Source organism: Pseudoxanthomonas putridarboris, assembly GCF_038321125.1.
GTDB classification, from domain to species: domain Bacteria; phylum Pseudomonadota; class Gammaproteobacteria; order Xanthomonadales; family Xanthomonadaceae; genus Pseudoxanthomonas_A; species Pseudoxanthomonas_A putridarboris.
Window position 1 is genome coordinate 19,891 of sequence record NZ_JBBWWT010000001.1, and the last position, 19,840, is coordinate 39,730.

22 protein-coding genes and 1 tRNA gene are annotated in these 19,840 nt (G+C 67.7%); 5 read left to right on the plus strand and 18 right to left on the minus strand.

Annotated features, from left to right (window positions below; genetic code table 11):
* Nucleotides 1-117 precede the first annotated feature (117 nt).
* Nucleotides 118-1,257, plus strand: coding sequence for a PilT/PilU family type 4a pilus ATPase (locus AAD027_RS00070; RefSeq protein WP_341723977.1), 1,140 nt, complete (start codon nucleotides 118-120; stop codon nucleotides 1,255-1,257).
* A 40-nt stretch (nucleotides 1,258-1,297) separates the two neighbouring features.
* On the opposite strand, the gene maiA is transcribed toward AAD027_RS00070, so the two are convergent.
* The 6 genes from maiA to rplM all read right to left on the minus strand — a co-directional run bounded on the left by maiA (nucleotide 1,298) and on the right by rplM (nucleotide 4,954).
* A complete protein-coding gene (gene maiA, locus AAD027_RS00075; protein ID WP_341723978.1) occupies nucleotides 1,298-1,957 on the minus strand; it encodes a maleylacetoacetate isomerase in 660 nt (219 codons plus the stop codon).
* Between the two features lie 101 nt (nucleotides 1,958-2,058).
* Nucleotides 2,059-3,048, minus strand: coding sequence for a fumarylacetoacetate hydrolase family protein (locus AAD027_RS00080; protein WP_341723979.1), 990 nt, complete (start codon nucleotides 3,046-3,048; stop codon nucleotides 2,059-2,061).
* A 171-nt stretch (nucleotides 3,049-3,219) separates the two neighbouring features.
* Nucleotides 3,220-3,966: a 2OG-Fe dioxygenase family protein gene (locus AAD027_RS00085; protein ID WP_341723980.1), complete on the minus strand. Its 747-nt coding sequence runs from the start codon at nucleotides 3,964-3,966 to the stop codon at nucleotides 3,220-3,222.
* A gap of 68 nt (nucleotides 3,967-4,034) precedes the next feature.
* Nucleotides 4,035-4,109 (minus strand) — tRNA-Gln (locus AAD027_RS00090).
* A 21-nt stretch (nucleotides 4,110-4,130) separates the two neighbouring features.
* Nucleotides 4,131-4,523, minus strand: a complete 393-nt coding sequence (rpsI, locus tag AAD027_RS00095) for a 30S ribosomal protein S9 (RefSeq protein ID WP_341723981.1) — start codon at nucleotides 4,521-4,523, stop codon at nucleotides 4,131-4,133.
* Between the two features lie 2 nt (nucleotides 4,524-4,525).
* Nucleotides 4,526-4,954, minus strand: coding sequence for a 50S ribosomal protein L13 (rplM, locus tag AAD027_RS00100; protein ID WP_267791595.1), 429 nt, complete (start codon nucleotides 4,952-4,954; stop codon nucleotides 4,526-4,528).
* 270 nt (nucleotides 4,955-5,224) lie between these two features.
* On the opposite strand from rplM, the gene coq7 reads away from it, so the two are divergent.
* The gene (gene coq7 / locus AAD027_RS00105; RefSeq protein WP_341723982.1) at nucleotides 5,225-5,878 is read left to right on the plus strand and encodes a 2-polyprenyl-3-methyl-6-methoxy-1,4-benzoquinone monooxygenase; all 654 of its coding nucleotides are present in this window, start codon (nucleotides 5,225-5,227) and stop codon (nucleotides 5,876-5,878) included.
* 136 nt (nucleotides 5,879-6,014) lie between these two features.
* Here the strand turns inward: coq7 and sugE are convergent, their stop codons facing one another.
* Complete coding sequence (sugE, locus tag AAD027_RS00110; RefSeq protein ID WP_341723983.1) at nucleotides 6,015-6,335, minus strand: quaternary ammonium compound efflux SMR transporter SugE; 321 nt, start codon at nucleotides 6,333-6,335, stop codon at nucleotides 6,015-6,017.
* Between the two features lie 177 nt (nucleotides 6,336-6,512).
* Nucleotides 6,513-7,307, minus strand: a complete 795-nt coding sequence (gene speD / locus AAD027_RS00115) for an adenosylmethionine decarboxylase (RefSeq protein ID WP_141455567.1) — start codon at nucleotides 7,305-7,307, stop codon at nucleotides 6,513-6,515.
* A gap of 185 nt (nucleotides 7,308-7,492) precedes the next feature.
* Here speD and crp point away from each other — a divergent pair, with 185 nt between their 5' ends.
* Complete coding sequence (gene crp / locus AAD027_RS00120; protein ID WP_341723984.1) at nucleotides 7,493-8,179, plus strand: cAMP-activated global transcriptional regulator CRP; 687 nt, start codon at nucleotides 7,493-7,495, stop codon at nucleotides 8,177-8,179.
* A gap of 467 nt (nucleotides 8,180-8,646) precedes the next feature.
* Here the strand turns inward: crp and AAD027_RS00125 are convergent, their stop codons facing one another.
* The 9 genes from AAD027_RS00125 to AAD027_RS00165 all read right to left on the minus strand — a co-directional run bounded on the left by AAD027_RS00125 (nucleotide 8,647) and on the right by AAD027_RS00165 (nucleotide 16,957).
* Nucleotides 8,647-9,369, minus strand: a complete 723-nt coding sequence (locus tag AAD027_RS00125) for an HAD-IB family phosphatase (protein WP_341723985.1) — start codon at nucleotides 9,367-9,369, stop codon at nucleotides 8,647-8,649.
* On the minus strand, nucleotides 9,366-10,160 hold the full coding sequence (gene trpC, locus AAD027_RS00130; protein WP_341723986.1) for an indole-3-glycerol phosphate synthase TrpC: 795 nt from the start codon (nucleotides 10,158-10,160) through the stop codon (nucleotides 9,366-9,368). Before trpC ends, AAD027_RS00125 begins: the two co-directional genes overlap by 4 nt.
* Nucleotides 10,161-10,361: 201 nt before the next feature.
* Nucleotides 10,362-10,712: an antibiotic biosynthesis monooxygenase family protein gene (locus AAD027_RS00135; protein WP_341723987.1), complete on the minus strand. Its 351-nt coding sequence runs from the start codon at nucleotides 10,710-10,712 to the stop codon at nucleotides 10,362-10,364.
* Between the two features lies 1 nt (nucleotide 10,713).
* The gene (gene trpD / locus AAD027_RS00140) at nucleotides 10,714-11,760 is read right to left on the minus strand and encodes an anthranilate phosphoribosyltransferase (protein WP_341723988.1); all 1,047 of its coding nucleotides are present in this window, start codon (nucleotides 11,758-11,760) and stop codon (nucleotides 10,714-10,716) included.
* 105 nt (nucleotides 11,761-11,865) lie between these two features.
* Complete coding sequence (locus tag AAD027_RS00145; RefSeq protein ID WP_341723989.1) at nucleotides 11,866-12,444, minus strand: anthranilate synthase component II; 579 nt, start codon at nucleotides 12,442-12,444, stop codon at nucleotides 11,866-11,868.
* 93 nt (nucleotides 12,445-12,537) lie between these two features.
* Entirely contained in the window at nucleotides 12,538-14,025 is a 1,488-nt protein-coding gene (gene trpE, locus AAD027_RS00150; protein WP_341723990.1) for an anthranilate synthase component I, read from the minus strand.
* A gap of 557 nt (nucleotides 14,026-14,582) precedes the next feature.
* A complete protein-coding gene (gene yegS / locus AAD027_RS00155; protein WP_341723991.1) occupies nucleotides 14,583-15,515 on the minus strand; it encodes a lipid kinase YegS in 933 nt (310 codons plus the stop codon).
* 343 nt (nucleotides 15,516-15,858) lie between these two features.
* Nucleotides 15,859-16,533 (minus strand): ribulose-phosphate 3-epimerase, encoded by a 675-nt coding sequence (gene rpe / locus AAD027_RS00160; RefSeq protein WP_341723992.1) that lies wholly within the window; start codon nucleotides 16,531-16,533, stop codon nucleotides 15,859-15,861.
* Between the two features lie 94 nt (nucleotides 16,534-16,627).
* A complete protein-coding gene (locus tag AAD027_RS00165; RefSeq protein ID WP_341723993.1) occupies nucleotides 16,628-16,957 on the minus strand; it encodes a J domain-containing protein in 330 nt (109 codons plus the stop codon).
* A gap of 201 nt (nucleotides 16,958-17,158) precedes the next feature.
* Here AAD027_RS00165 and AAD027_RS00170 point away from each other — a divergent pair, with 201 nt between their 5' ends.
* Together AAD027_RS00170 and AAD027_RS00175 are read left to right on the plus strand one after the other, a co-directional pair.
* Nucleotides 17,159-18,094 (plus strand): phosphoribosylaminoimidazolesuccinocarboxamide synthase, encoded by a 936-nt coding sequence (locus tag AAD027_RS00170; protein ID WP_341723994.1) that lies wholly within the window; start codon nucleotides 17,159-17,161, stop codon nucleotides 18,092-18,094.
* Nucleotides 18,095-18,375: 281 nt separating this feature from the next.
* Nucleotides 18,376-18,855, plus strand: a complete 480-nt coding sequence (locus AAD027_RS00175; RefSeq protein WP_341723995.1) for an Mpo1 family 2-hydroxy fatty acid dioxygenase — start codon at nucleotides 18,376-18,378, stop codon at nucleotides 18,853-18,855.
* Between the two features lie 87 nt (nucleotides 18,856-18,942).
* Here the strand turns inward: AAD027_RS00175 and AAD027_RS00180 are convergent, their stop codons facing one another.
* On the minus strand, nucleotides 18,943-19,824 hold the full coding sequence (locus tag AAD027_RS00180) for an NAD-dependent epimerase/dehydratase family protein (RefSeq protein WP_341723996.1): 882 nt from the start codon (nucleotides 19,822-19,824) through the stop codon (nucleotides 18,943-18,945).
* Between the last annotated feature and the right edge of the window lie 16 nt (nucleotides 19,825-19,840).

Genomic DNA, 19,840 nt, shown 5'->3' on the forward strand with positions numbered 1-19,840 from the left:
AGTGTGAGAAGCTAACAGTCATTGGGGTGCCGTGACGTTGAGGGGTGCGCGCGGCCATTGTCGTAAGCCTTTGGCGCCGCTGCAACGTCGCGCCGCGCATCTTGGGGAGCATTGCACATGGACATCGGCTATTTCCTGAAGCTGATGACCGAGAAGAACGCCTCGGACATGTTCCTGACCACGGGCGCACCGGTCTACATCAAGATTGAAGGCAAGCTCTACCCGCTGGGCAACACCGGGCTGCCGCCCGGCATGGTGAAGAAGATCGCCTACTCGCTGATGGACGAGGGCCAGGTGCCCGTGTTCGAGCGCGAGCTGGAGCTCAACATGGCCATCGCCCTGCAGGACGCCGGCCGCTTCCGCGTGAACGTGTTCAAGCAGCGCGGCGAAGTGGGCATGGTGATCCGCGCCATCCGCAGCGTCATTCCTTCCATCGAGGAACTGAACCTGCCGCAGGTGCTGAAGGACATCATCATGACCCCGCGCGGGCTGGTGCTGATCGTCGGTTCCACCGGCTCCGGCAAGTCGACCTCGCTCGCGTCGATGATCGACCACCGCAACACGGTCAGCACAGGGCACATCCTCACCATCGAGGACCCGATCGAATACCTGCACAAGCACAAGCAGTCCATCGTCAACCAGCGCGAAGTGGGCCTGGACACCCACGCCTTCCACAACGCGCTGAAGAACGCGATGCGCGAGGCGCCGGACGTCATCCTGATCGGCGAGATCCTGGACGCCACCACGATGGAGGCCGCCATCGCCTTCGCCGAGACCGGCCACCTGTGCCTGGCGACGCTGCACTCCAACAACGCCGACCAGACCATCGAGCGCATCCTGAACTTCTTCCCGGAGAGCGCGCACAAGAACGTGCTGATGAACCTGGCGCTGAACCTGCGCGCCGTGGTCTCGCAGCGCCTGGTGAAGGGCATCGACGGGCGCCGCCTGCCGGCCGCCGAGGTGCTGATCAACACGCCGATGATCCGCGACCTGCTGCGCCGCGGGCAGGTGCACGAGATCAAGCAGGCCATGGAGGAGTCGCTGGAGGAAGGCATGGAGACCTTCGACCAGTGCCTGTTCCGCATGGTCAAGGAAGGCCAGATCGAGCAGGAGGAGGCGCTGCGCGCGGCCGACTCGCGCGATGGCCTGGCGCTGAAGTTCCGCCTGTCCGAAGGCAGCAAGGGCGAGCACGACCCCTACGCCGACTACGACACGCCCGGCGGCGGCTCGCCGCGGATCACCCACGGCTTCGGCTGAACCGGCCCATGGGGCGGAGCTTGCTCCGCTCTACGCCGCCTCACACCTGCGCGTCGGGTTGTTTCTCGGGCCGCGCCTGGTCGAAGGCGGGCAGCGCCAGGCAGGCCTGCTCGATGCGGGCGATGGTGGGGAAGGCGGCCACGTCCACGCCGAACCGGCGCGCGTTGAATACCTGCGGCACCAGGCAGCAGTCCGCCAGGCCGGGCGTCTGCCCATGGCAGTAGGTGCCGGTGGCGGAATCGCCGGCCAGCAGCGACTCCATCGCGGTGAAGCCTTCCACGATCCAGTGCTTCACCCAGTCGTCGCGCTCGGCCTGCGGCACGTTCCAGGTGTTGTCGAAGTACTGCAGCACGCGCAGGTTGTTGAGCGGATGGATGTCGCAGGCCACCATCTGCGCCAGCGCGCGCACGCGGGCGCGGTCGCGCGCCGTCATCGGCAGCAGGCGCGGCGACGGCCAGGCTTCGTCCAGGTATTCCAGGATCGCCAGCGACTGGCGGATCACCCGCACGCCGTGCTGCAGCGTGGGCACCATGTGCTGCGGGTTCTTGGCGACATAGTCGGGCTTGTGCTGCTGCCCGCCTTCGCGGACCAGGTGCACGGGCACCGTTTCGTAGGCCAGTCCCTTGATGTTCAGGCCGATGCGTACGCGATAGGCGGCGCTGGAACGCCAGTACGAATACAGCCGCAGTTGCTCAGCCATGCAAGCCGCCCCCTGCGGTTTGCGGTGCCATGTGCGCGTGATGTCCGTCCATGCCCCGTAGCCTTCGTCTCCGTGCGTTCACACTGGGCCTTGGCGGGCCATCAAGGCAAGGGCTGCGGCTCGATCCGCTGCTCGATCACACCAAAAATGGAACGGCCGTCACGGTCCTGCATTTCGATGCGGACCACGTCGCCGAACTTCATGAAGGGCGTGGACGGCTTGCCGTCGCGCAGGGTCTCCACGGTGCGCTTCTCGGCGAAGCAGGACGCGCCCCTGGAGGTGTCCTCGTTGGCGATGGTGCCGGAACCGACGATCGTGCCCGCCGACAGCGGCCGGGTCCTGGCCGCGTGCGCCACCAGCTGGGCGAAGTCGAACTGCATGTCCACGCCCGCTTCCGGCGCGCCGAACCATTCGCCATTGATGTGCGTCAGCAAGGGCAGGTGCACCTTGTTGTCGCGCCAGGCCTCGCCCAGTTCGTCCGGCGTCACGAACACCGGCGACAGCGCCGAACGCGGCTTGGACTGCAGGAAGCCGAAGCCCTTGGCCAGTTCCGGCGGGATCAGGTTGCGCAGCGACACGTCGTTGACCAGCCCGATCAGCTGGATGTGGCCGGCGGCCTGCTGCGGCGTCACCGCCATCGGCACGTCGTCGGTGACGACGACCAGTTCGGCCTCCAGATCGATGCCATAGTCCTCGCTGACCACCCGCACCGGGTCGCGCGGGCCGTAGAAGGCCGCACTGGTGGCCTGGTACATCAGCGGATCGGTGTAGAAGCTGGCCGGCACCTCGGCATTGCGGGCGCGGCGCACGCGTTCGACGTGCGGCAGGTAGGCGCTGCCGTCGACGAACTCGTAGGCGCGCGGCAGCGGCGCCGCCAACGCCTGGAAATCCACTTCGAACACGCCATCGGCATCGCCGTCGTTGAGCGATTCGGACAGCGCATTGAGGCGCGGGGCGACGTTGGACCAGTCTTCCAGGGCCTGTTGCAGCGTCGCCGCGACACCGCTGGCACGCACGGCGCGCGTCAGGTCGCGCGACACCACGATCAGGGTGCCGTCGCGACCGCCTTCCTTCAGGGAACCCAGCTTCATCGGAACTCCAGGATGCATTGCGCGCGGGTGCGCCATGGTTTCAATTGTAACGAATTGCCGGACGCTTGCTTCCCTCCGGCCCCTCCCCCATCGCCCTCCATGATGCTGCTCTGCGCACCGGCCAGGCCATCCATCCTGGCCGTGCATGGCGGACGCTTCCGGGGGCGACCGCTAAGCCTGCGCCTCCCCGCCCTGGAACCCGCCGGCGCGAAAGGTCAGCACCAGCGTATCGCGGTGGCCCGTGCCATCGAGGGGCTGGATGGGCGTGGACTCGTGAATCACCCGCTCATCGTCCAGGAAGATCAGCGACCAGGGTGCTTCCAGTGTGAAACGCTGGCCGTCCGGGCCCGCCGCCTCGAACACCCGGGTCTCGCCGCCCTTGATCCCGCCGCGGTCCACCAGCATCACCGCCACGAAATCCACGCCGTCGCGGTGCGCACCCTCCGGCGTGGGGCGGCCGATACCGTCGGTGGTGTCGATGCGGAACTGATGCGCCTCGACGAACCATGGGCGTTCGCCCTTCAACTCGGAGCACCACCGGCCCAGCGATACCAGCAGCGCCTGCCAGACCGGCTGCGACACGACCCCGGGCTCGATGGGCTGGAACCAGCGCTGCATGCCGCCATGCAGGGCGTTGTAGTCCAGCGACTGCCAATGCGCCCGGTGCGGCACCCGTTCCAGCCGGTCGCCTTCGACGACGAAGCAGGAATGCCGGCGGCGACGGTAGCGGCCGCCATCCTTCAGGTATTCGTCCGGTTCCAGGCGGTCCCAGCTGGGCAGCAGGACCTGCAGGTCGGCGGGTGCGAAACCGCACAACTGGCCGACGGCCTTCGGCGCCAGCACGGCATAGCCGCGCTCGCGGATGCGCGGCAGCGCCTGGCCGGGCGGCGAGAACGGGGGTTGGAACGTGGCGACCATCGGCATGACCCCTCAACGCAAAAGCCCGCACGAGGCGGGCTTTTGCGGATGTCCAGCGGACTTCGATTTGGCAGCCCCGGATGGATTCGAACCACCGAATGCCTGAGTCAGAGTCAGGTGCCTTACCGCTTGGCGACGGGGCTGTGTAACCAGTGAAGCGTAGTTTAGCGCTTCGAGAACTGCGTGGCACGACGTGCCTTGTGCAGACCGACCTTCTTGCGCTCGACTTCGCGGGCGTCGCGGGTCATGAAGCCCGCCTTGCGCAGTTCAAGCTTCAGGGTTTCATCATACTCCACCAGCGCGCGGGCGATGCCCAGGCGGATGGCGCCGGCCTGGCCGGTGGTGCCGCCGCCGGTGGTGGTGACCTTGATGTCGAAGCTTTCGGTGTTCTTGGTCAGCTCCAGCGGCTGGCGCACGATCATGCGCGCGGTCTCGCGGCCGAAGAATTCGTCCAGCGGACGATCGTTGACCGTGATGTTGCCGGTGCCCTTGCGCAGGAACACGCGGGCGGTGGAGGACTTGCGACGGCCGGTGCCGTAGTTCTGAGTGATAGCCATGATTAGATGTCCAGGACCTGCGGCTGCTGCGCGGCGTGCGGATGGTTGGGGCCAGCGTAGACCTTCAGCTTGCGGTACATGTCGCGGCCCAGCGGGCCCTTCGGCAGCATGCCCTTGACGGCGGTCTCGATGACGCGTTCCGGATGACGTTCCAGCGCCTGCGCCAGGGTCTCGGTCTTCAGGTTGCCGATGTAGCCGGTGAAGCGGTGGTACTTCTTGTCCGCCAGCTTGTTGCCGGTCACGGCGATCTTCTCGGCGTTGATGACGACCAGATAGTCGCCGGTATCGACGTGGGGGGTGTAGACGGGCTTGTGCTTGCCACGCAGGCGGCGGGCCAGCTCGGTGGACAGACGGCCGAGCGTCTTGCCGGTGGCGTCGACGAGGAACCAGTCGCGCTGGACGGTCTCGGACTTGGCGGTAAAGGTGGTCATGACAAACTCTGTGTTGGTCGGGCGGATTCCGCGGTTCATCCGGCGGAACTTTGCCACGCGATGTGAAGGGTACAACGTGAGAAGCGGGATTGTACTGGGCCCGCCGGGTGCTTGCAAGCCACCGCCTTGCCCCACCTGACGGGCGCGCGGCGAGGCGGCACAATGCGCCTTGGAACGGGTTCGTCGGTTGCTGGTTCCTGGTTGCTGGCAGGCGACCCGGTCCAGTGCTTTGCCAGCAACCAGGAACCAACCACCAGGAACACACCCTCCATGCCAGCGCGCCCTCTCTCCCGCACCTACTCCCCCGTGGACCGCTGGCTGGTCGAAGCCCAGCGCGGGCTGGACACCGTCTTCGGCGATCCGCCGGCGCAGCGCCCCAACCCGGCCGGCGACACCCCGGAACTCGAACTGGAAGCCGCCGAGCAGCGCCACGCCGCCGGCCTGATGCGGATCAACCACGTGGGCGAGGTCTGTGCGCAGGGCCTGTACTTCGGCCAGGCGGCCGTGGCGCGCGATGCGGCCACCCGCGAGCACCTGCTGGAGGCCGCGCAGGAGGAGACCGACCACTTGGCCTGGTGCGCCGACCGCCTGCGCGAGCTGGACAGCCGGCCCAGCCTGTTCAACCCCCTGTGGTACGCCGGCAGCTACGCGCTGGGCGCACTGGCCGGGCTGCGCGGGGACGGCTGGAGCCTGGGTTTCGTGGTGGAGACCGAACGACAGGTGGAAGCCCACCTGGACGAACATCTGGAAACCCTGCCGCCGGCCGACCTGCGCAGCCGCGAGATCCTGACGGTGATGAAGACCGACGAGGCCCGCCACGCCGAGCACGCCGAACAGGCCGGCGCGCGCATCCTGCCCGCCCCCATCCCCACCCTGATGGCCGGAGCATCGAAACTGATGAAGGCCGTGGCTTACCGGCTGTAGAGCCTGCCCCGCGCCTGATGCGGGGGTATGCCCTGGCGCATCATCGCCATGCCCACACCCGCGATGGCACGCAGCGAAGTCGCTTCGCCAAGCCACCGCCTTGCCCGAAGATCAGGGTGGTGCGCCGGGGCGCACCCTACGTGTTCGACGTCAGTTTCAACCCTGCGATCCCCGCCACGATCAGGCCGATGCACACCAGCCGCGCCGCGGTCGCGGGTTCCTTGAACAGCCACATGCCCACGAAGGCCGTCCCCACGGCGCCGATGCCCACCCACACGGCATAGCCCGTGCCCAGCGGGATGTGCTTCAGCGAAACCGCCAGCAGCCAGAAGCTGGCCACCAGCGCCACGGCCGTGATCGCGCTGGGCACCAGCCGGGTGAAGCCTTCCGAGTACTTCAGCCCCACCGCCCAGACCACTTCCAGCACGCCCGCCACTACCAGATATACCCACGCCATCGTCGTCTCCTTGGATTCTGCCCGGGCCATGACGCGGAACGGCCCGGAACTCGCGTTCCGGGCCGCCGTCGGCCTGAGTGCGCGGCTCCCGCCGCTGGCGGGTCGTCCCGCCTGGATCGTGTCGCCAGCCTGCATCCCCGCGCCCGAACCGGGTGTAACCCGGCCGGGCGGCGGCCGTCATTCGGACAGGTTGCGGCCGTGGAACAGCTCTTCGATCTCGCGCTTGAGCAGCGCCTCGATCTTCATGCGTTCCTTGAACGACAGGTTCTTGGCCTTTTCCTCGAACAGGTACTGGTCCAGGTCGAAGTCCTTCAGGTGCATCTTCGTGTGGAAGATGTTCTCCTGGTAGACGTTGACGTCGAACATCTCGTAGCGCGACTTGATGTTGTTGGCCAGGAAGTTCTGGATCGAGTTGATCTTGTGGTCGATGTAGTGCTTCTTGCCCTTCACGTCGCGGGTGAAGCCGCGCACCCGGTAATCCATGATGACGATGTCGGATTCCAGGCTTTCGATCAGGTAGTTCAGCGCCTTCAGCGGCGAGATCACGCCGCAGGTGGCCACGTCGATGTCCGCGCGGAACGTCGCGATGCCGTGCTGCGGGTGGGTTTCCGGGTAGGTATGGACGGTGATGTGGCTCTTATCCATGTGCGCCACCACGGCGTCGGAGATGATCTCCTTGCCGGCCTGCTTCTTGTCGATCACCGGCTCTTCGGAAATGAGGATGGTCACCGACGCGCCCTGCGGGTCGTAGTCCTGGCGGGCCACGTTGAGGATGTTGGCACCGATGATCTCCGCCACATCCGTCAGGATCTGGGTCAGGCGGTCGGCGTTGTATTCCTCATCGATGTACTCGATGTAGCGCTGGCGCTCGTCCTCGGAGACGGCGTAGCACACGTCGTAGATGTTGAAGCTCAGCGCCTTGGTGAGGTTGTTGAAGCCTTGCAGCCTGAGGCGCGGCAGTGGTTTTACCACGGCGGTGGTCCCTCTGGGGGAAGCGGATGGGGGCCGGAATTATGCGGCATACCGGGTGACAGCGGAATGTCCGTTCGCCGGCCGTCGGCCGGCCGCCGCGGCGCTGGCCCGCCGCTTGCATGGCCTGCGTTTGCCGTCGGCTACGTATTCAGACTAAGCTTCCCGAATTCGACGCTGCGACCACCATGAGCCTAGGCATCCCCCTTTCAGCCCCCGCTCGCCCCGCCGCCAGTCCGCTGACGCCGGATAACGCCACCATTGAGCGCTTCCTGGCCCATAGCCACCGGCGGCGCTACCCCGCGCGCGCGGACGTGTTCCGCCCCGGCGACCCGGCCGGGACCCTCTATTACGTGGTCAGTGGCTCGGTCAGCATCATCACCGAGGAAGACGACGAGCGCGAGCTGGTGCTGGGCTATTTCGGCAACGGCGAGTTCGTCGGCGAGATGGGCCTGTTCATCGAGTCCGACCGCCGCGAGGTCATCCTGCGCACCCGCACCCAGTGCGAGCTGGCCGAAATCAGCTACGAGCGCCTCCACCAGCTGTTCGCCGGCAGCCTGTCGGCCGATGCGCCCAAGCTGCTGTACGCCATCGGCGCGCAGCTCTCGCGGCGCCTGCTGGATACCAGCAGGAAAGCCAGCCGCCTGGCCTTCCTGGACGTCACCGACCGCATCGTCCGCACCCTGCACGACCTGGCCCGCGAGCCGGAAGCCATGAGCCATCCCCAGGGCACCCAGCTGCGCGTCTCCCGGCAGGAACTGGCGCGCCTGGTCGGCTGCTCCCGCGAAATGGCCGGCCGCGTGCTGAAGAAGCTGCAGGCCGACGGCGCCCTCCACGCACGCGGCAAGACCGTCGTGCTGTACGGCACCCGCTGACCGGATCGAGTCGCGGCGGGTCCCTGCGGCCCGCCATGCACGCTTCGCCTTCCCGTTCGCTGCTCGGATCTTCGCCCAGTCCAGCCTGCAACTGCTGGGTGTCGAGCAACGGGTCACGGCGAAGATGTACAAGGGAGCAGGAGCAGCGGATGGCCCGCGAGACGCAGCAGGGCCAGGGATCGGCATTGACGGTATGAACGGGGCCGGGACTGGTGGCAGCGCCGATGTGACGCCCTGTTTCGCCATGCATCAGTGTGCGGCCCGGCGTGAGGAGGCCATGGCCGAGAGCGAATTCGCCGACCTGGTCAAGGACTGGAACGCGCCCGAGCGACCTTGAATCGCGCAGCGTGGACCCTAGCCCATCATTGCCATGCCTATATTCGCGATGGTGTATGGCGAATTGGATTCGTCATACGCCACATCCGCCGCATCACCTGAAGTATTCCAATGGTGCGCCGGGGCGCATCCTACCCGACGGAAGCGCCGCCGCGTTCCTTGCAACCCCAGTTGAGGATCGGCGTGCCGGGCGGAAGCACGCGGCGGAACATGGCCACGCGCGCGGGCTTGGGATTGACCACCACCGGCGCATGCGCGGCCTTCAGCAGCGGCAGGTCGGCGCTGCTGTCGGAATAGGCCACCGCCACATCACCGTAGCCGCGCTCACGCAGCATGCGCATCTTCTCTTCGTTGTGGCAGTGGCGGGTGGCCACCACCGCGCCGAAACGCGGTCCCACGGCGGTGCCGATCACCGGCACGTCCTCGTGGGCGACGAAGCTGAGGATGGCGCGCGCCAGTTCCGGCGGCGCGCCGGTGGCGACCACGACGCGGTCGCCGTTCGCACGGTGCTCGCGGAACACCTCCAGCGCCTGCGGCAGCAGCCGCTGCTGGACTTCCTCGCGGTGCGTGGCCACGTACTGGTCGATCAGCGCATCGAAACCGCGCCGCCCGTGCAGGCCGAACGTGCCGATCCAGATGTAGCCGGAAATGCCGCGCCGGCGCGTGGGCAGGTAGGCCACCATCGGCCCCAGCACCACCGACGCGGCCAAGGCCGCCAGGATGCGCAGCGGATTGCGCTGGATCAGCCACTTGACCAGGTGGCCGCCGGAATCGCCGTCGTACAGGGTGTGGTCGAAATCGAACACCACCAGCGGGGCTTCCGCGCGCGGGGTCGGGTAAGCGGATTCACTCATGCGGCGAAGAATAACTGACGCAGGGCCTCGCCCGGTTCTTCGGCGCGCATGAAGGTTTCGCCCACCAGGAACGCATTCACGCCCGCCGCGCGCATCGTCGCCACGTCCCCGGACGCCAGGATGCCGCTTTCGGTGACCAGCAGGCGATCCCTGGGCACGGCGTCCTTCATCGCCAGCGTGGTCTCCAAAGACACCTCGAACGTGCGCAGGTTGCGGTTGTTGATGCCGACCAGCGGCACCGGCACCTGCAATGCGCGTTCGAGTTCGTCGATGTCGTGCACTTCCACCAGCACGTCCATGTCCAGTTGCATCGCCAGTCCGGACAGTTCGACCAGCTGCGCATCGTCCAGCGCGGCCACGATCAGCAGGATGCAGTCCGCGCCCAGCACGCGCGCTTCGTACACTTGGTACGGATCGATGGTGAAGTCCTTGCGCAGCACCGGCAGCGTGCAGGCTTCGCGGGCCTGCTTCAGGTAATCGTCCGCGCCCTGGAAGAAATCCACGTCGGTCAGCACCGACAGGCAGGCCGCGCCACCGAACTCGTAACTGACGGCGATGTCGGCCGGACGGAAGTCGGGACGGATCACGCCCTTCGATGGACTGGCCTTCTTCACTTCGGCGATCACCGCCGGCTCGCCCTGCGCGATCGTCGCGTTCAGCGCATCGGCGAAACCGCGCGTCGGCGGCGCATCTTCGGCGCGCGCGCGCAGGTCCGCCAGCGGCACGCGGGCGCTGCGTTCGGCGATCTCGTCCGCCTTGCGGGCGAGGATGGTGGTGAGGATGTCGCTCATTGAAGCCCTTGATTCGTTCCCTCGCAGGCGCGCGGGGAACGGTATTGTCGCATCCATGCTGCCTTATGTAGGAGGGGCTTCAGCCCCGACCGGATTCCTACAGGGACAAGTCCATATCCAGCCGTTCCCCAAGCGGGCGCGCTGCGGTGCGCTCATGGTCATGCCGGCCGAAGGCTATCGCGGAGCGGGCTGAAGCCCCTCCTACAATGGCTCAGCGCGATCCCAGCCATAGGCGCGCTCGACCTTGGCCACGCGCAGTTCGAAATGGTCGTACCAGTCGCGCCGGCCCTGCTCCCGGGCCGCCGTGTGCTCGGCGTTCTGCCGCCATTGGCGGATGGCCTCCTCGCTCTCGAAGTAGGCCACGGTGATGCCGAAGCCGTCCGCGCCGCGCGTGGATTCCGCACCCAGGAAGCCGGGCTGCCGCGAAACCAGTTCGACCATCCGCTGCGCCATCGCGCCATAGCCCGCCTCGTCGCGGTCGCTGCGCCGGGAAGAGAAGATCACCGCGTAGTACGGCGGCTCGGGCAGTGAAGCGAAGCCGGGATCCGACATGTCACGCTCCTCCGGCCTGCCGGCCCAGTGCCTGCGTGGTGGCGACGAACCGCTGCAGCCGCTCCAGTGCGCGGCCGCTGGCGATCGCGTCGCGCGAACGCGCGATGCCGTCCTCGATGGTGTCCGCCACCCCGGCCACGTACAGCGCCGCGCCGGCGTTCAGCACCACGATCTCGCGCGCCGGGCCGGGCCTGTTGTCCAGCACGCCCAGCAGCATCGTCTTCGACTCGGCCGCGTCGGCCACGCGCAGGTTGCGGCTGGCGGCCATGGCGATGCCGAAGTCTTCCGGATGCAGTTCGTATTCGCGCACTTCGCCGTCGCGCAGTTCGCCGACCAGCGTGCCGGCGCCCAGCGACAGTTCGTCCATGCCGTCGCGCCCCCAGACCACCAGCGCGCGCTCGGCACCCAGTTCCTGCAGCACGCGCGCCTGGATGCCGACCAGGTCAGGATGGAACACGCCCATCAGGATGCTCGGCGCGCCGGCGGGGTTGGTCAGCGGGCCGAGGATGTTGAAGATGGTGCGCACGCCCATCTCGCGGCGCACCGGCGCCACCACCTTCATCGCCGGATGGTGCACCGGCGCGAACATGAAGCCGATGCCGGCCTGCGCGATGGACTGCGCCACTTGTTCCGGCTGCAGTTCGATGTCCGCGCCCAGCGCTTCCAGCACGTCGGCACTGCCGGACTTGGACGACACGCTGCGGTTGCCGTGCTTGGCGATGCGCGCGCCCGCGGCGGCCGCGACGAACATCGAGCAGGTGGAGATGTTGAACGTGTGCGAGCCGTCGCCGCCGGTGCCGACGATATCGACAAGATGCGTGCGGTCGGCCACGTCCACGGTGCGGGAGAACTCGCGCATCACGGTGGCCGCACCGGCGATCTCGCCCACGGTTTCCTTCTTCACCCGCAGGCCGGTCAGGATGGCCGAGGTCATCGTCGGCGACACGTCGCCGCGCATGATCTGCCGCATCAGATCGACCATCTCGTCGTGGAAGATCTCGCGGTGCTCGATGGTGCGCTGCAGGGCTTCTTGGGGGGTGAGGGGCATCTTCGGTCGCCTGTAGGAGCGGGCCATGCCCGCGATGCTCTTGGTGCCACGTAGGAAACGCATCGCGGGCATGGCCCGCTCCTACAAGGCATGTCTTGCCGGGGACTACCTTTCCAGGAAATTCTTCAGCAGGGCATGGCCGTGTTCGGTCAGGATGGATTCGGGATGGAACTGCACGCCCTCCACCGAGAACTCGCGATGGCGCAGGCCCATGATCTCCTCGAAACTGCCATCCTCGTTCTCGGTCCAGGCGGTGATCTCCAGCGCGGCGGGCAGGCTGCCGCGCTCGACCACCAGCGAATGGTAGCGCGTCGCCTCGTAGGCATCCGGCAAGCCGGTAAACACGCCCCGGCCTTCGTGGCGGATGCGCGAGGTCTTGCCGTGCATGATCTGGCCGGCGCGGATGACCTTGCCGCCGTAGGCCTGGCCGATGCTCTGGTGGCCCAGGCACACGCCCAGGATCGGCGTGGTGGCGCCCAGCCGCTCGATGATCTCCAGCGACACCCCGGCCTCGTTCGGCGTGCACGGGCCGGGCGAGATGACGATGCGCTCCGGCGCGAGTGCGGCGATCTCGTCCACCGTCATCGCATCGTTGCGCACCACCTTCACCTCGGCGCCCAGCGATTGCAGGTACTGCACCAGGTTGTAGGTGAAGCTGTCGTAGTTGTCCAACATCAGAAGCATGGCGCTTTACTCCCCCTCTTCCGCTTGCGGGAGAGGGTTGGGGTGAGGGTCATCGGATGACGGGAAACGCGGCGCGGGTCGTCGGCATCATGCTCACAGCCCCCTCGCCGCTTCCGCCACCGCGCGGAACAGCGCGCGGCCCTTGTTCATCGTCTCGTCCCATTCCTTCTCGGGGTCGGAGTCGTAGACGATGCCGGCGCCGGCCTGCACGTGCAGGCGGCCGTCCTTGATGACGGCGGTGCGGATGGCGATGGCGGTGTCGGCGTCGCCGTGCCAGCCGATGTAGCCGATGCTGCCGGCGTAGACGTTGCGCTTGATCGGCTCCAGCTCGCGGATCACTTCCAGCGCGCGGATCTTCGGCGCGCCGCTGACGGTGCCGGCCGGGAAGGTGGCGCGCAGCACGTCGGCGTAGCTCAGGCCGGGCAGCAGCTTGCCGGTCACTTCGCTGACGATGTGCATGACGTGGCTGTAGCGTTCGATGACGAACTGCTCGCCGACCCGCACGGTGCCGGCTTCCGACACGCGGCCGGTGTCGTTGCGGCCCAGGTCGATCAGCATCAGGTGCTCGGCGCGCTCCTTGGGGTCGGCCAGCAGTTCGGCCTCCAGCGCGAGGTCCTCGTCGTGCGTCCTGCCGCGCGGCCGCGTGCCGGCGATGGGACGCACGGTGACTTCATTCCCCCCTTTATCGGTATGTTCGAGACGGACGAGGATTTCCGGCGAGGAGCCGACCACCTGCACGTCGCCGACGTCGAGGAAGTACATGTACGGCGACGGATTCAGCGCCCGCAGCGCCCGGTACACGTCCACCGGGCGCGCGTTGAACGGCACGCTCAACCGCTGGCTCAGCACCACCTGGAAGATGTCGCCGGCACGGATGTATTCCTTGGATTTCTCCACCGCGGCGATGAAGCCGTCGTGGGTGAAGCCGGAGACGAAGTGGCTCTCGTCCAGCACGTCGCGGGTGATCGGCGTGGGGTAGGAACCGGGCTGGCGCAGCTTGCGGGTCAGTTCGTCCAGCCGCGCCTGCGCCTTCTCCCATGCCCCTGCTTCGCGTGGATCGGCATGCACGACCAGGTACAGGCGGCCCTTGAGGTTGTCGAAGACCGCGACTTCCTCGGACTGCATCAGCAGGATGTCGGGCGTATCCAGTTCGTCGGGCTTCTCGCCAACGGCCAGTCGCGGTTCGATGTAGCCGATGCATTCGAAGCCGAACCAGCCGACCAGCCCGCCGGTGAAGCCCGGCAGGCCTTCCAGCTTGGGCACGGAATACGCGACGCGCAGCGCTTCGACTTCGGCGAAGGGATCTTCCACGTCGCGCGATTCGACCAGTGCGCCGTGGTCGCGGATTTCCAGCGTGTGGCCGCGGAAGGTGGCCACGCGGCGCACCGGCAGGCCGATGATGGAATAACGGCCGAAGCGCTCGCCGCCTTCCACCGATTCGAACAGGTAGGTATGCGGGGCGTCGGCGAGTTTCAGGTAGACCGACAGCGGCGTGTCCAGGTCGGACAGCACTTCGCGGACTACCGGGATGCGGTTGAAACCTTCAGCAGCGTACTGCTGGAACTGGGCGTGCGGGATCAAGCGGGCTTTCCTTCCGGGGCGCGGTGGCGGTGTGGACGACGGCGACGGGCCACCATCGCCAGCAACGGCGTGCGGAAAGTTCGGAAAGCGGGAGCGCGGGATGGGACACGCGCCTACTCTACCCGACCAATGGGCCGCTCCGCCACCTGAAGAACGCGCCTTATTCCACTACGGACCGCCGCCGTTGCAGGCAGGGCTCGAGGGTTTGCAGGAGCGGGCAGTGCCCGCGATGCTATTGGTATGGGGTGACGGGAAAAGCATCGCGCCCATGGGGCGCTCCTACAGGGATCGCCGAGGCGGCGCATTGCGGGAGCGGGCCATGCCCGCGATGCTTTTGTGCGGGGTGACGGAAAAGCATCGCGCCCGTTTGGCGCTCCTGCAAGGATCCTCGGTGCCTGCCGGATTTCTCGCAAGCGGAAAGCCGGCCGCACCGGGTGGGCGCGCCTCGACGCCTTCATCGTCGCGTCGGTGGCTAAGGCATCGCGGTCGGGGCTGGTTTTCAACAGCCGGATGGCTGGTCAACCCCTCCTGCAGCCTTTCGACCGAACTCGCGAGCGCTACGCCGTTGCGAGCAAGGGGCAACCGGCCGGCAAGTGCATGCGCAGGCGGGCCGGCACGCACTCCACCCGGAAGCGCCGGGACCGCACGGGCTCTCCGTCCAGATTGAGAGCCAGCGGTTCGTCCGAGACCAGTTCCACCCACGGCATCCGCGCGCGCACGGCCACGCGGTCCAGTGCGGCGTGCTTGCCGTCCTTGACCAGCGTGCCAATGGTGGACGCCACCTCGCCGGACAGCTCCGGGACGATGGTCAGGTCGAGCAGGCCGTCGTCGATCCGTGCGTCCGGGCACAGCGCCTGCCCGCCGCCGGCCTGGCGGCCGTTGCCGATGCCCAGCGCGATGAAGTCCCCTTCCCATGCGAAATCCGGCCCGCTCACGCGCGCGGCCAGCGGTTCGATGCGCCCCAGCTTGGCGATGCCGGTGATCAGGTAGGCCAGGCCGCCGAGCATCTTCTTCAGGCCTTCGTCGGTTTCCACCGTGACCTCGGTGCCGAAACCGCCGCTGGCCAGGTTGGCGCACCAGTGGGTGCCGTCGTCGGCGTCGATGCGCAGCAGGTCCAGCGGCACGGCGGCGCTGTCGCGGATCAACTGCAATGCGGGCAACGGTTCCTCGGGGATGCCGGCGGCGCTGGCGAAATCGTTGGCCGTGCCCAGCGGCACCAGGCCCAGCGATGGCAGCGTTTCGGCCGGCTCGTCCCGGCGCGCCAGCTCGGTGGCGACCTCGCTCAGCGTACCGTCGCCGCCGGCGGCGACGATGGTGTCCACGCCGTCGCGGATGGCTTCGTCCACATGGCGTTCGGCGTCGCCGCTTTCCCAGGTCACCCGCACGCCCAGCGCGACGCCCGCCTCGCGCAGTTTGCCGACGGCTTCGCGCAGATCGTCGTCGCCCGCGCACTTGCCGTTGAGGATCAGGCGCCATCGGGGTGCGGTCATAGGGGTTCCTCGCGAAGACGCACCTAGCTTATCCATCCCCCTGTAGGAGCGACGTGAGTCGCGACCGCACGCCGACCACCCTCTTTGCCGCTTTCCTGCGGTGCGGGCAAGCCGTTGGCCTTTCCGGGGCCTCACGGTGACCCCGGGGCCGCGGTCGCGACTCACGTCGCTCCTACAGCGCATGGCCTGTCATCACGCCGTCATCTGGCGGGCGTAGCGTCGAAGGCCATAGCAGGGACGATGGGCGGAGGCAGGATCAGCCTCCAGTTTTCCGGGGCGGTGGCACAGGCCATCGCCCTTTTTCATGGCCGCAGGGCGGTGCATGCTCCGCTCTATGCGGTGCTCAGCCGCGTGCGGCGGCCACGGCCTGGCGCATGCGGCCGATCACGTCCGCGTAGTCCGGCGCATTGAAGATCGCCGAGCCGGCGACGAAGGCGTCCGCGCCCGCCGCCGCGATCTGGCCGATGTTGTCGGCCTTCACGCCGCCGTCGATCTCCAGCCGGATGTCCTTGCCGGTGGCGTCGATCTTCGTGCGCACCGCGCGCAGCTTGTCCAGCGCCGACGGAATGAACGCCTGGCCGCCGAAACCCGGATTCACCGACATCAGCAACACCAGGTCCAGTTCTTCCAGCACCCAGTCCAGCACGTCGACGGGGGTGCCGGGGTTGAGCACCAGGCCGACCTTGCAGCCGTGCGACTTGATCAACTGGATGGTGCGGTGGACGTGCCGGGACGCCTCCGGGTGGAAGCTGATGATGCTGGCGCCGGCCTCGGCGAAGTCCGGCACGATGCGGTCCACCGGCTCCACCATCAGGTGCACGTCGATGGGCGCGGCGACGCCGTGCTTGCGCAATGCCGCGCAGACCATCGGGCCGATGGTCAGGTTGGGCACATAGTGGTTGTCCATCACGTCGAAGTGCACCCAGTCGGCGCCGGCCTTCAGCACGTTGTCCACTTCCTCGCCCAGGCGGGCGAAATCGGCGGACAGGATGGAGGGGGCGATGATGCAGTTCGACATGGCGGTTCCAATGTAGGAGGGGCTTGAGCCCCGACATAGTCTCTGTGGGAACGTCGGGGCTGAAGCCCCTCCCACAAGAGCAATCCGTGCAGGACTATCGGCGCTTGCGCAGCACCTTGATGCGGTCGTAGGCGGCATTGATCTCGCCGGCCTTCCTTTCGGCCTGGCGGCGCAGGTCTTCCGCCGCGCCGGCCATCTTGTCCGGGTGGTACTGCGAGATCAGCCGGCGATAGGCCTGGTCGATCTCCGCGTCGGTGGCGTCGCTGGTCAGGTTGAACACCCGGTACGGGTTGTCGCGGCTCAGCCGGAACCAGTCCTCGTCGAAGGCGTGGCCGATGATCAGCCCGACCAGACCGCCCAAGGGGTGGCGCATCAGCAGCCAGCCTGCCACGAATCCCAGCAGTTTCCCGTACCAACGCTTCATTCGGCCCGCCTTCTCCGGCAATCGGGGGCATTTTACGGCACACGGCGGCCCCAAGCGCCGTACACTACGCGGCCCGGTCCGGTACCCGGCCCCGCAGCAGCGGGAGGACGGCCGCCCCGGGGCACAGGGCGGCCGGTGCACGCCGGGCCCCTGCGGACCCTGATCCACCTTGTTGGTTTCCGGACTCCCCAAGGAGTGTTTGTGCCCACGACGTTGCTGCAATCCGATCTGCCCGGCCTGACGCTGCGCCATCGCGGCAAGGTCCGCGATGTGTTCGACCTGCCCCGCGACCGCCTGCGCGCCGACCCGTCATCGACCTTCACCGGCGATTACCTGTTGATGGTGGCCACCGACCGCCTGAGCGCGTTCGACGTGGTGCTGCCCGACCCGATTCCCGGCAAGGGCGAGATGCTCTGCCAGATCTCCAACTTCTGGTTCGCCAAGACCGCGCACCTGCTGCCCAATCACCTGACCGGCATCGACGTGGCCAGCGTGCTGCCGGCCGGCGTGGACGCGGCGCTGTACGCCAAGCGCGCGGTGGTGACGAAGAAGCTCAAGCCGGTGCCGGTGGAAGCCATCGCCCGCGGCTACCTGATCGGCAGCGGCTGGAAGGACTACCAGCGCACCGGCAAGGTCAGCGGCATCGAACTGCCCGATGGCCTGCGCCAGGCCGAGCAGCTGGCCGAACCCATCTTCACGCCCTCCACCAAGGCCGCCGTCGGCGACCACGACGAGAACATCGACTTCGACGCGATGGTGAAGACCGTCGGCGCGGAACTGGCCGAGCGCGTGCGCGACGCCACCCTGCGCATCTACCGCTACGCCGCCGAGTACGCGGCCGAGCGCGGCATCCTGCTGGCCGACACCAAGTTCGAGTTCGGCACGGATGAAGACGGCCGCCTCTACATCATGGACGAGATGCTGACGCCGGATTCCTCGCGCTACTGGCCGGCCGACGAGTACGAGGTGGGCACCAGCCCGCCGAGCTACGACAAGCAGTTCGTGCGCGACTACCTGGAAACGCTGGACTGGGACAAGACCGCACCCGGCCCCCGGCTGCCGGCCGAAGTGATCGAGCGCACCCGCGCGAAGTACGCCGAAGCGCTGCAGAAGCTGGCCGGCATCGTCGTGGATTGAGCCACGGCCTGGGAGCGGCGTAGGGTGCGCCCTGGCGCACCGCTCCTCCGATGGCCCATTCCATCTGCACCATGCTGAACGCGCCGCAGCGCGCGTGGGTGGGTGGCGAACACGCAGGCTTTTATCGTGTCTGCGGATCGGATCGAAGCGGTGCGCCAGGGCGCACCCTACGCCACGCTCCTGACAGGGGACTGGCGGAGGCCTGACGGCCGGCCCAACATGCCCGGCCGGGCTGGGGTATGCTCCATACCCTGCCGCATTGCCATCCTCGGGAGGGATGAATGAACGCGACCGCGCAACGCCCGGTGGACCGCTGGTTCGCCAGTTATTCCGGCGACCATCGCAACGACACCAACCAACGGATCCATGTCTTCGCGGTGCCCGCCATCCTGTGGACGGTGATCGCGCTGCTGTGGTGCATCCCGGTGTTCGGCACCTGGGTCAAGTCCGGCGTCTGGGCCGCCTTGGCGATGTTCGCCGCATGGATGTACTACTACAAACTCTCGCGCCCGCTGGGCCTGGGCATGCTGGCCATCTTCATCGCGATGGCCTGGCTGACCCGCTGGCTGGAAGCGGCGCTGGGCATCCAGAACCTGTTCTTCCTGGCATTGGGCGTGTTCGTCGTCGCCTGGATCGCGCAGTTCATCGGCCACAAGATCGAAGGCCGCAAGCCCAGCTTCCTGACCGACATCACCTACCTGCTGATCGGGCCGGTGTGGGTGCTGAGCAAGTTCTACCGCAAGATGGGCTGGAAGTACTGATCCGATCCGCCTCGTAGGAGCGCCCTCGGGCGCGATGCTCTTGCGCTTGCGAGAGGGACACAAAAAGCATCGCGCCCTAGGGCGCTCTTACGGGTTATCGGGGGGCGTCGCCTTGCGCCCCAGTGCGCGCGCATCCGGCGCGAACACGCGCGGCGCGTAGCCGAAATCGGTGGCCGCGGGCGTCGCATCGAAGGCCAGGTCCTGCCGCATGCGCGCGATGGCCGCGTCGCTCAGTCCCTGCATGCGCCCGGTCAGGCGCGCGAGCGCAAGCGCGCCCCGGAACAACGGCGCGGGCGCTTCGATCAACCGTGCAGGCGGCGTCAGCGCCGCCAGCGTGCGCGCCACCATCTCGCGGTATTCCAGCGTCTCGCCGCCCGGCAACGCATAGGCGCGGCCATGGGTCGCGGGCACATCCACCACCGCCAGCGCCGCGGCGGCCAGGTCCTCGACATGCACCGGCTGGCGCAGGCCGGTGGCGCCGCGCGGCAGCACGAAGGCTCCCAGCCTGCCCGCGATCGCGGCGATGCGCGTCAATGTCTGGTCCCGCCCCGCGCCATAGACCAGCGTGGGCCTCAGCAACGTGGCGGCGGCGCCGCGTTGCCGGGCCGTGGCGAACACCGACGTCTCGCCGGACTGCAGTCGTGCCACCAGATCGCGCTCATGGGCGTCGTCGGACGCCACCTTGGTCTCCACGCTGGTCGAACCGAACGCCACCACGCGCGCCGTTTCCACCCCGCCATGCGCATACCACGCCGCGAAGCGGTCCAGCGGACCCAGACTGAAAATGGCGTCCACGCGGGCCGGCAGGTCGTCGCATCGCTCAAAACCGCCCGCCAACCACCGCACGCCCGGCTGCGGGCGCTGGGGCCGCCGCGACACCGCGATCACCTGCCAGCCCGCCCCGTGCAGCCGCGGCAGCAGCGGTGCGCCGATCTGGCCGGTGCCGCCGAAGACCAGCGCGGTCCGCATCAGCCCGCCGCTCCCG

Bases quoted from the DNA above. Each gene is read 5' to 3' on its own strand.
- AAD027_RS00070 (WP_341723977.1), top strand. From the start codon at position 118: ATGGACATCGGCTATTTCCTGAAGCTGATGACCGAGAAGAACGCCTCG.
- maiA (WP_341723978.1), bottom strand. From the start codon at position 1,957: ATGGCTGAGCAACTGCGGCTGTATTCGTACTGGCGTTCCAGCGCCGCC.
- AAD027_RS00080 (WP_341723979.1), bottom strand. From the start codon at position 3,048: ATGAAGCTGGGTTCCCTGAAGGAAGGCGGTCGCGACGGCACCCTGATC.
- AAD027_RS00085 (WP_341723980.1), bottom strand. From the start codon at position 3,966: ATGGTCGCCACGTTCCAACCCCCGTTCTCGCCGCCCGGCCAGGCGCTG.
- rpsI (WP_341723981.1), bottom strand. From the start codon at position 4,523: ATGGCTATCACTCAGAACTACGGCACCGGCCGTCGCAAGTCCTCCACC.
- rplM (WP_267791595.1), bottom strand. From the start codon at position 4,954: ATGACCACCTTTACCGCCAAGTCCGAGACCGTCCAGCGCGACTGGTTC.
- coq7 (WP_341723982.1), top strand. From the start codon at position 5,225: ATGCCAGCGCGCCCTCTCTCCCGCACCTACTCCCCCGTGGACCGCTGG.
- sugE (WP_341723983.1), bottom strand. From the start codon at position 6,335: ATGGCGTGGGTATATCTGGTAGTGGCGGGCGTGCTGGAAGTGGTCTGG.
- crp (WP_341723984.1), top strand. From the start codon at position 7,493: ATGAGCCTAGGCATCCCCCTTTCAGCCCCCGCTCGCCCCGCCGCCAGT.
- AAD027_RS00125 (WP_341723985.1), bottom strand. From the start codon at position 9,369: ATGAGTGAATCCGCTTACCCGACCCCGCGCGCGGAAGCCCCGCTGGTG.
- trpC (WP_341723986.1), bottom strand. From the start codon at position 10,160: ATGAGCGACATCCTCACCACCATCCTCGCCCGCAAGGCGGACGAGATC.
- AAD027_RS00135 (WP_341723987.1), bottom strand. From the start codon at position 10,712: ATGTCGGATCCCGGCTTCGCTTCACTGCCCGAGCCGCCGTACTACGCG.
- trpD (WP_341723988.1), bottom strand. From the start codon at position 11,760: ATGCCCCTCACCCCCCAAGAAGCCCTGCAGCGCACCATCGAGCACCGC.
- AAD027_RS00145 (WP_341723989.1), bottom strand. From the start codon at position 12,444: ATGCTTCTGATGTTGGACAACTACGACAGCTTCACCTACAACCTGGTG.
- yegS (WP_341723991.1), bottom strand. From the start codon at position 15,515: ATGACCGCACCCCGATGGCGCCTGATCCTCAACGGCAAGTGCGCGGGC.
- rpe (WP_341723992.1), bottom strand. From the start codon at position 16,533: ATGTCGAACTGCATCATCGCCCCCTCCATCCTGTCCGCCGATTTCGCC.
- AAD027_RS00165 (WP_341723993.1), bottom strand. From the start codon at position 16,957: ATGAAGCGTTGGTACGGGAAACTGCTGGGATTCGTGGCAGGCTGGCTG.
- AAD027_RS00175 (WP_341723995.1), top strand. From the start codon at position 18,376: ATGAACGCGACCGCGCAACGCCCGGTGGACCGCTGGTTCGCCAGTTAT.
- AAD027_RS00180 (WP_341723996.1), bottom strand. From the start codon at position 19,824: ATGCGGACCGCGCTGGTCTTCGGCGGCACCGGCCAGATCGGCGCACCG.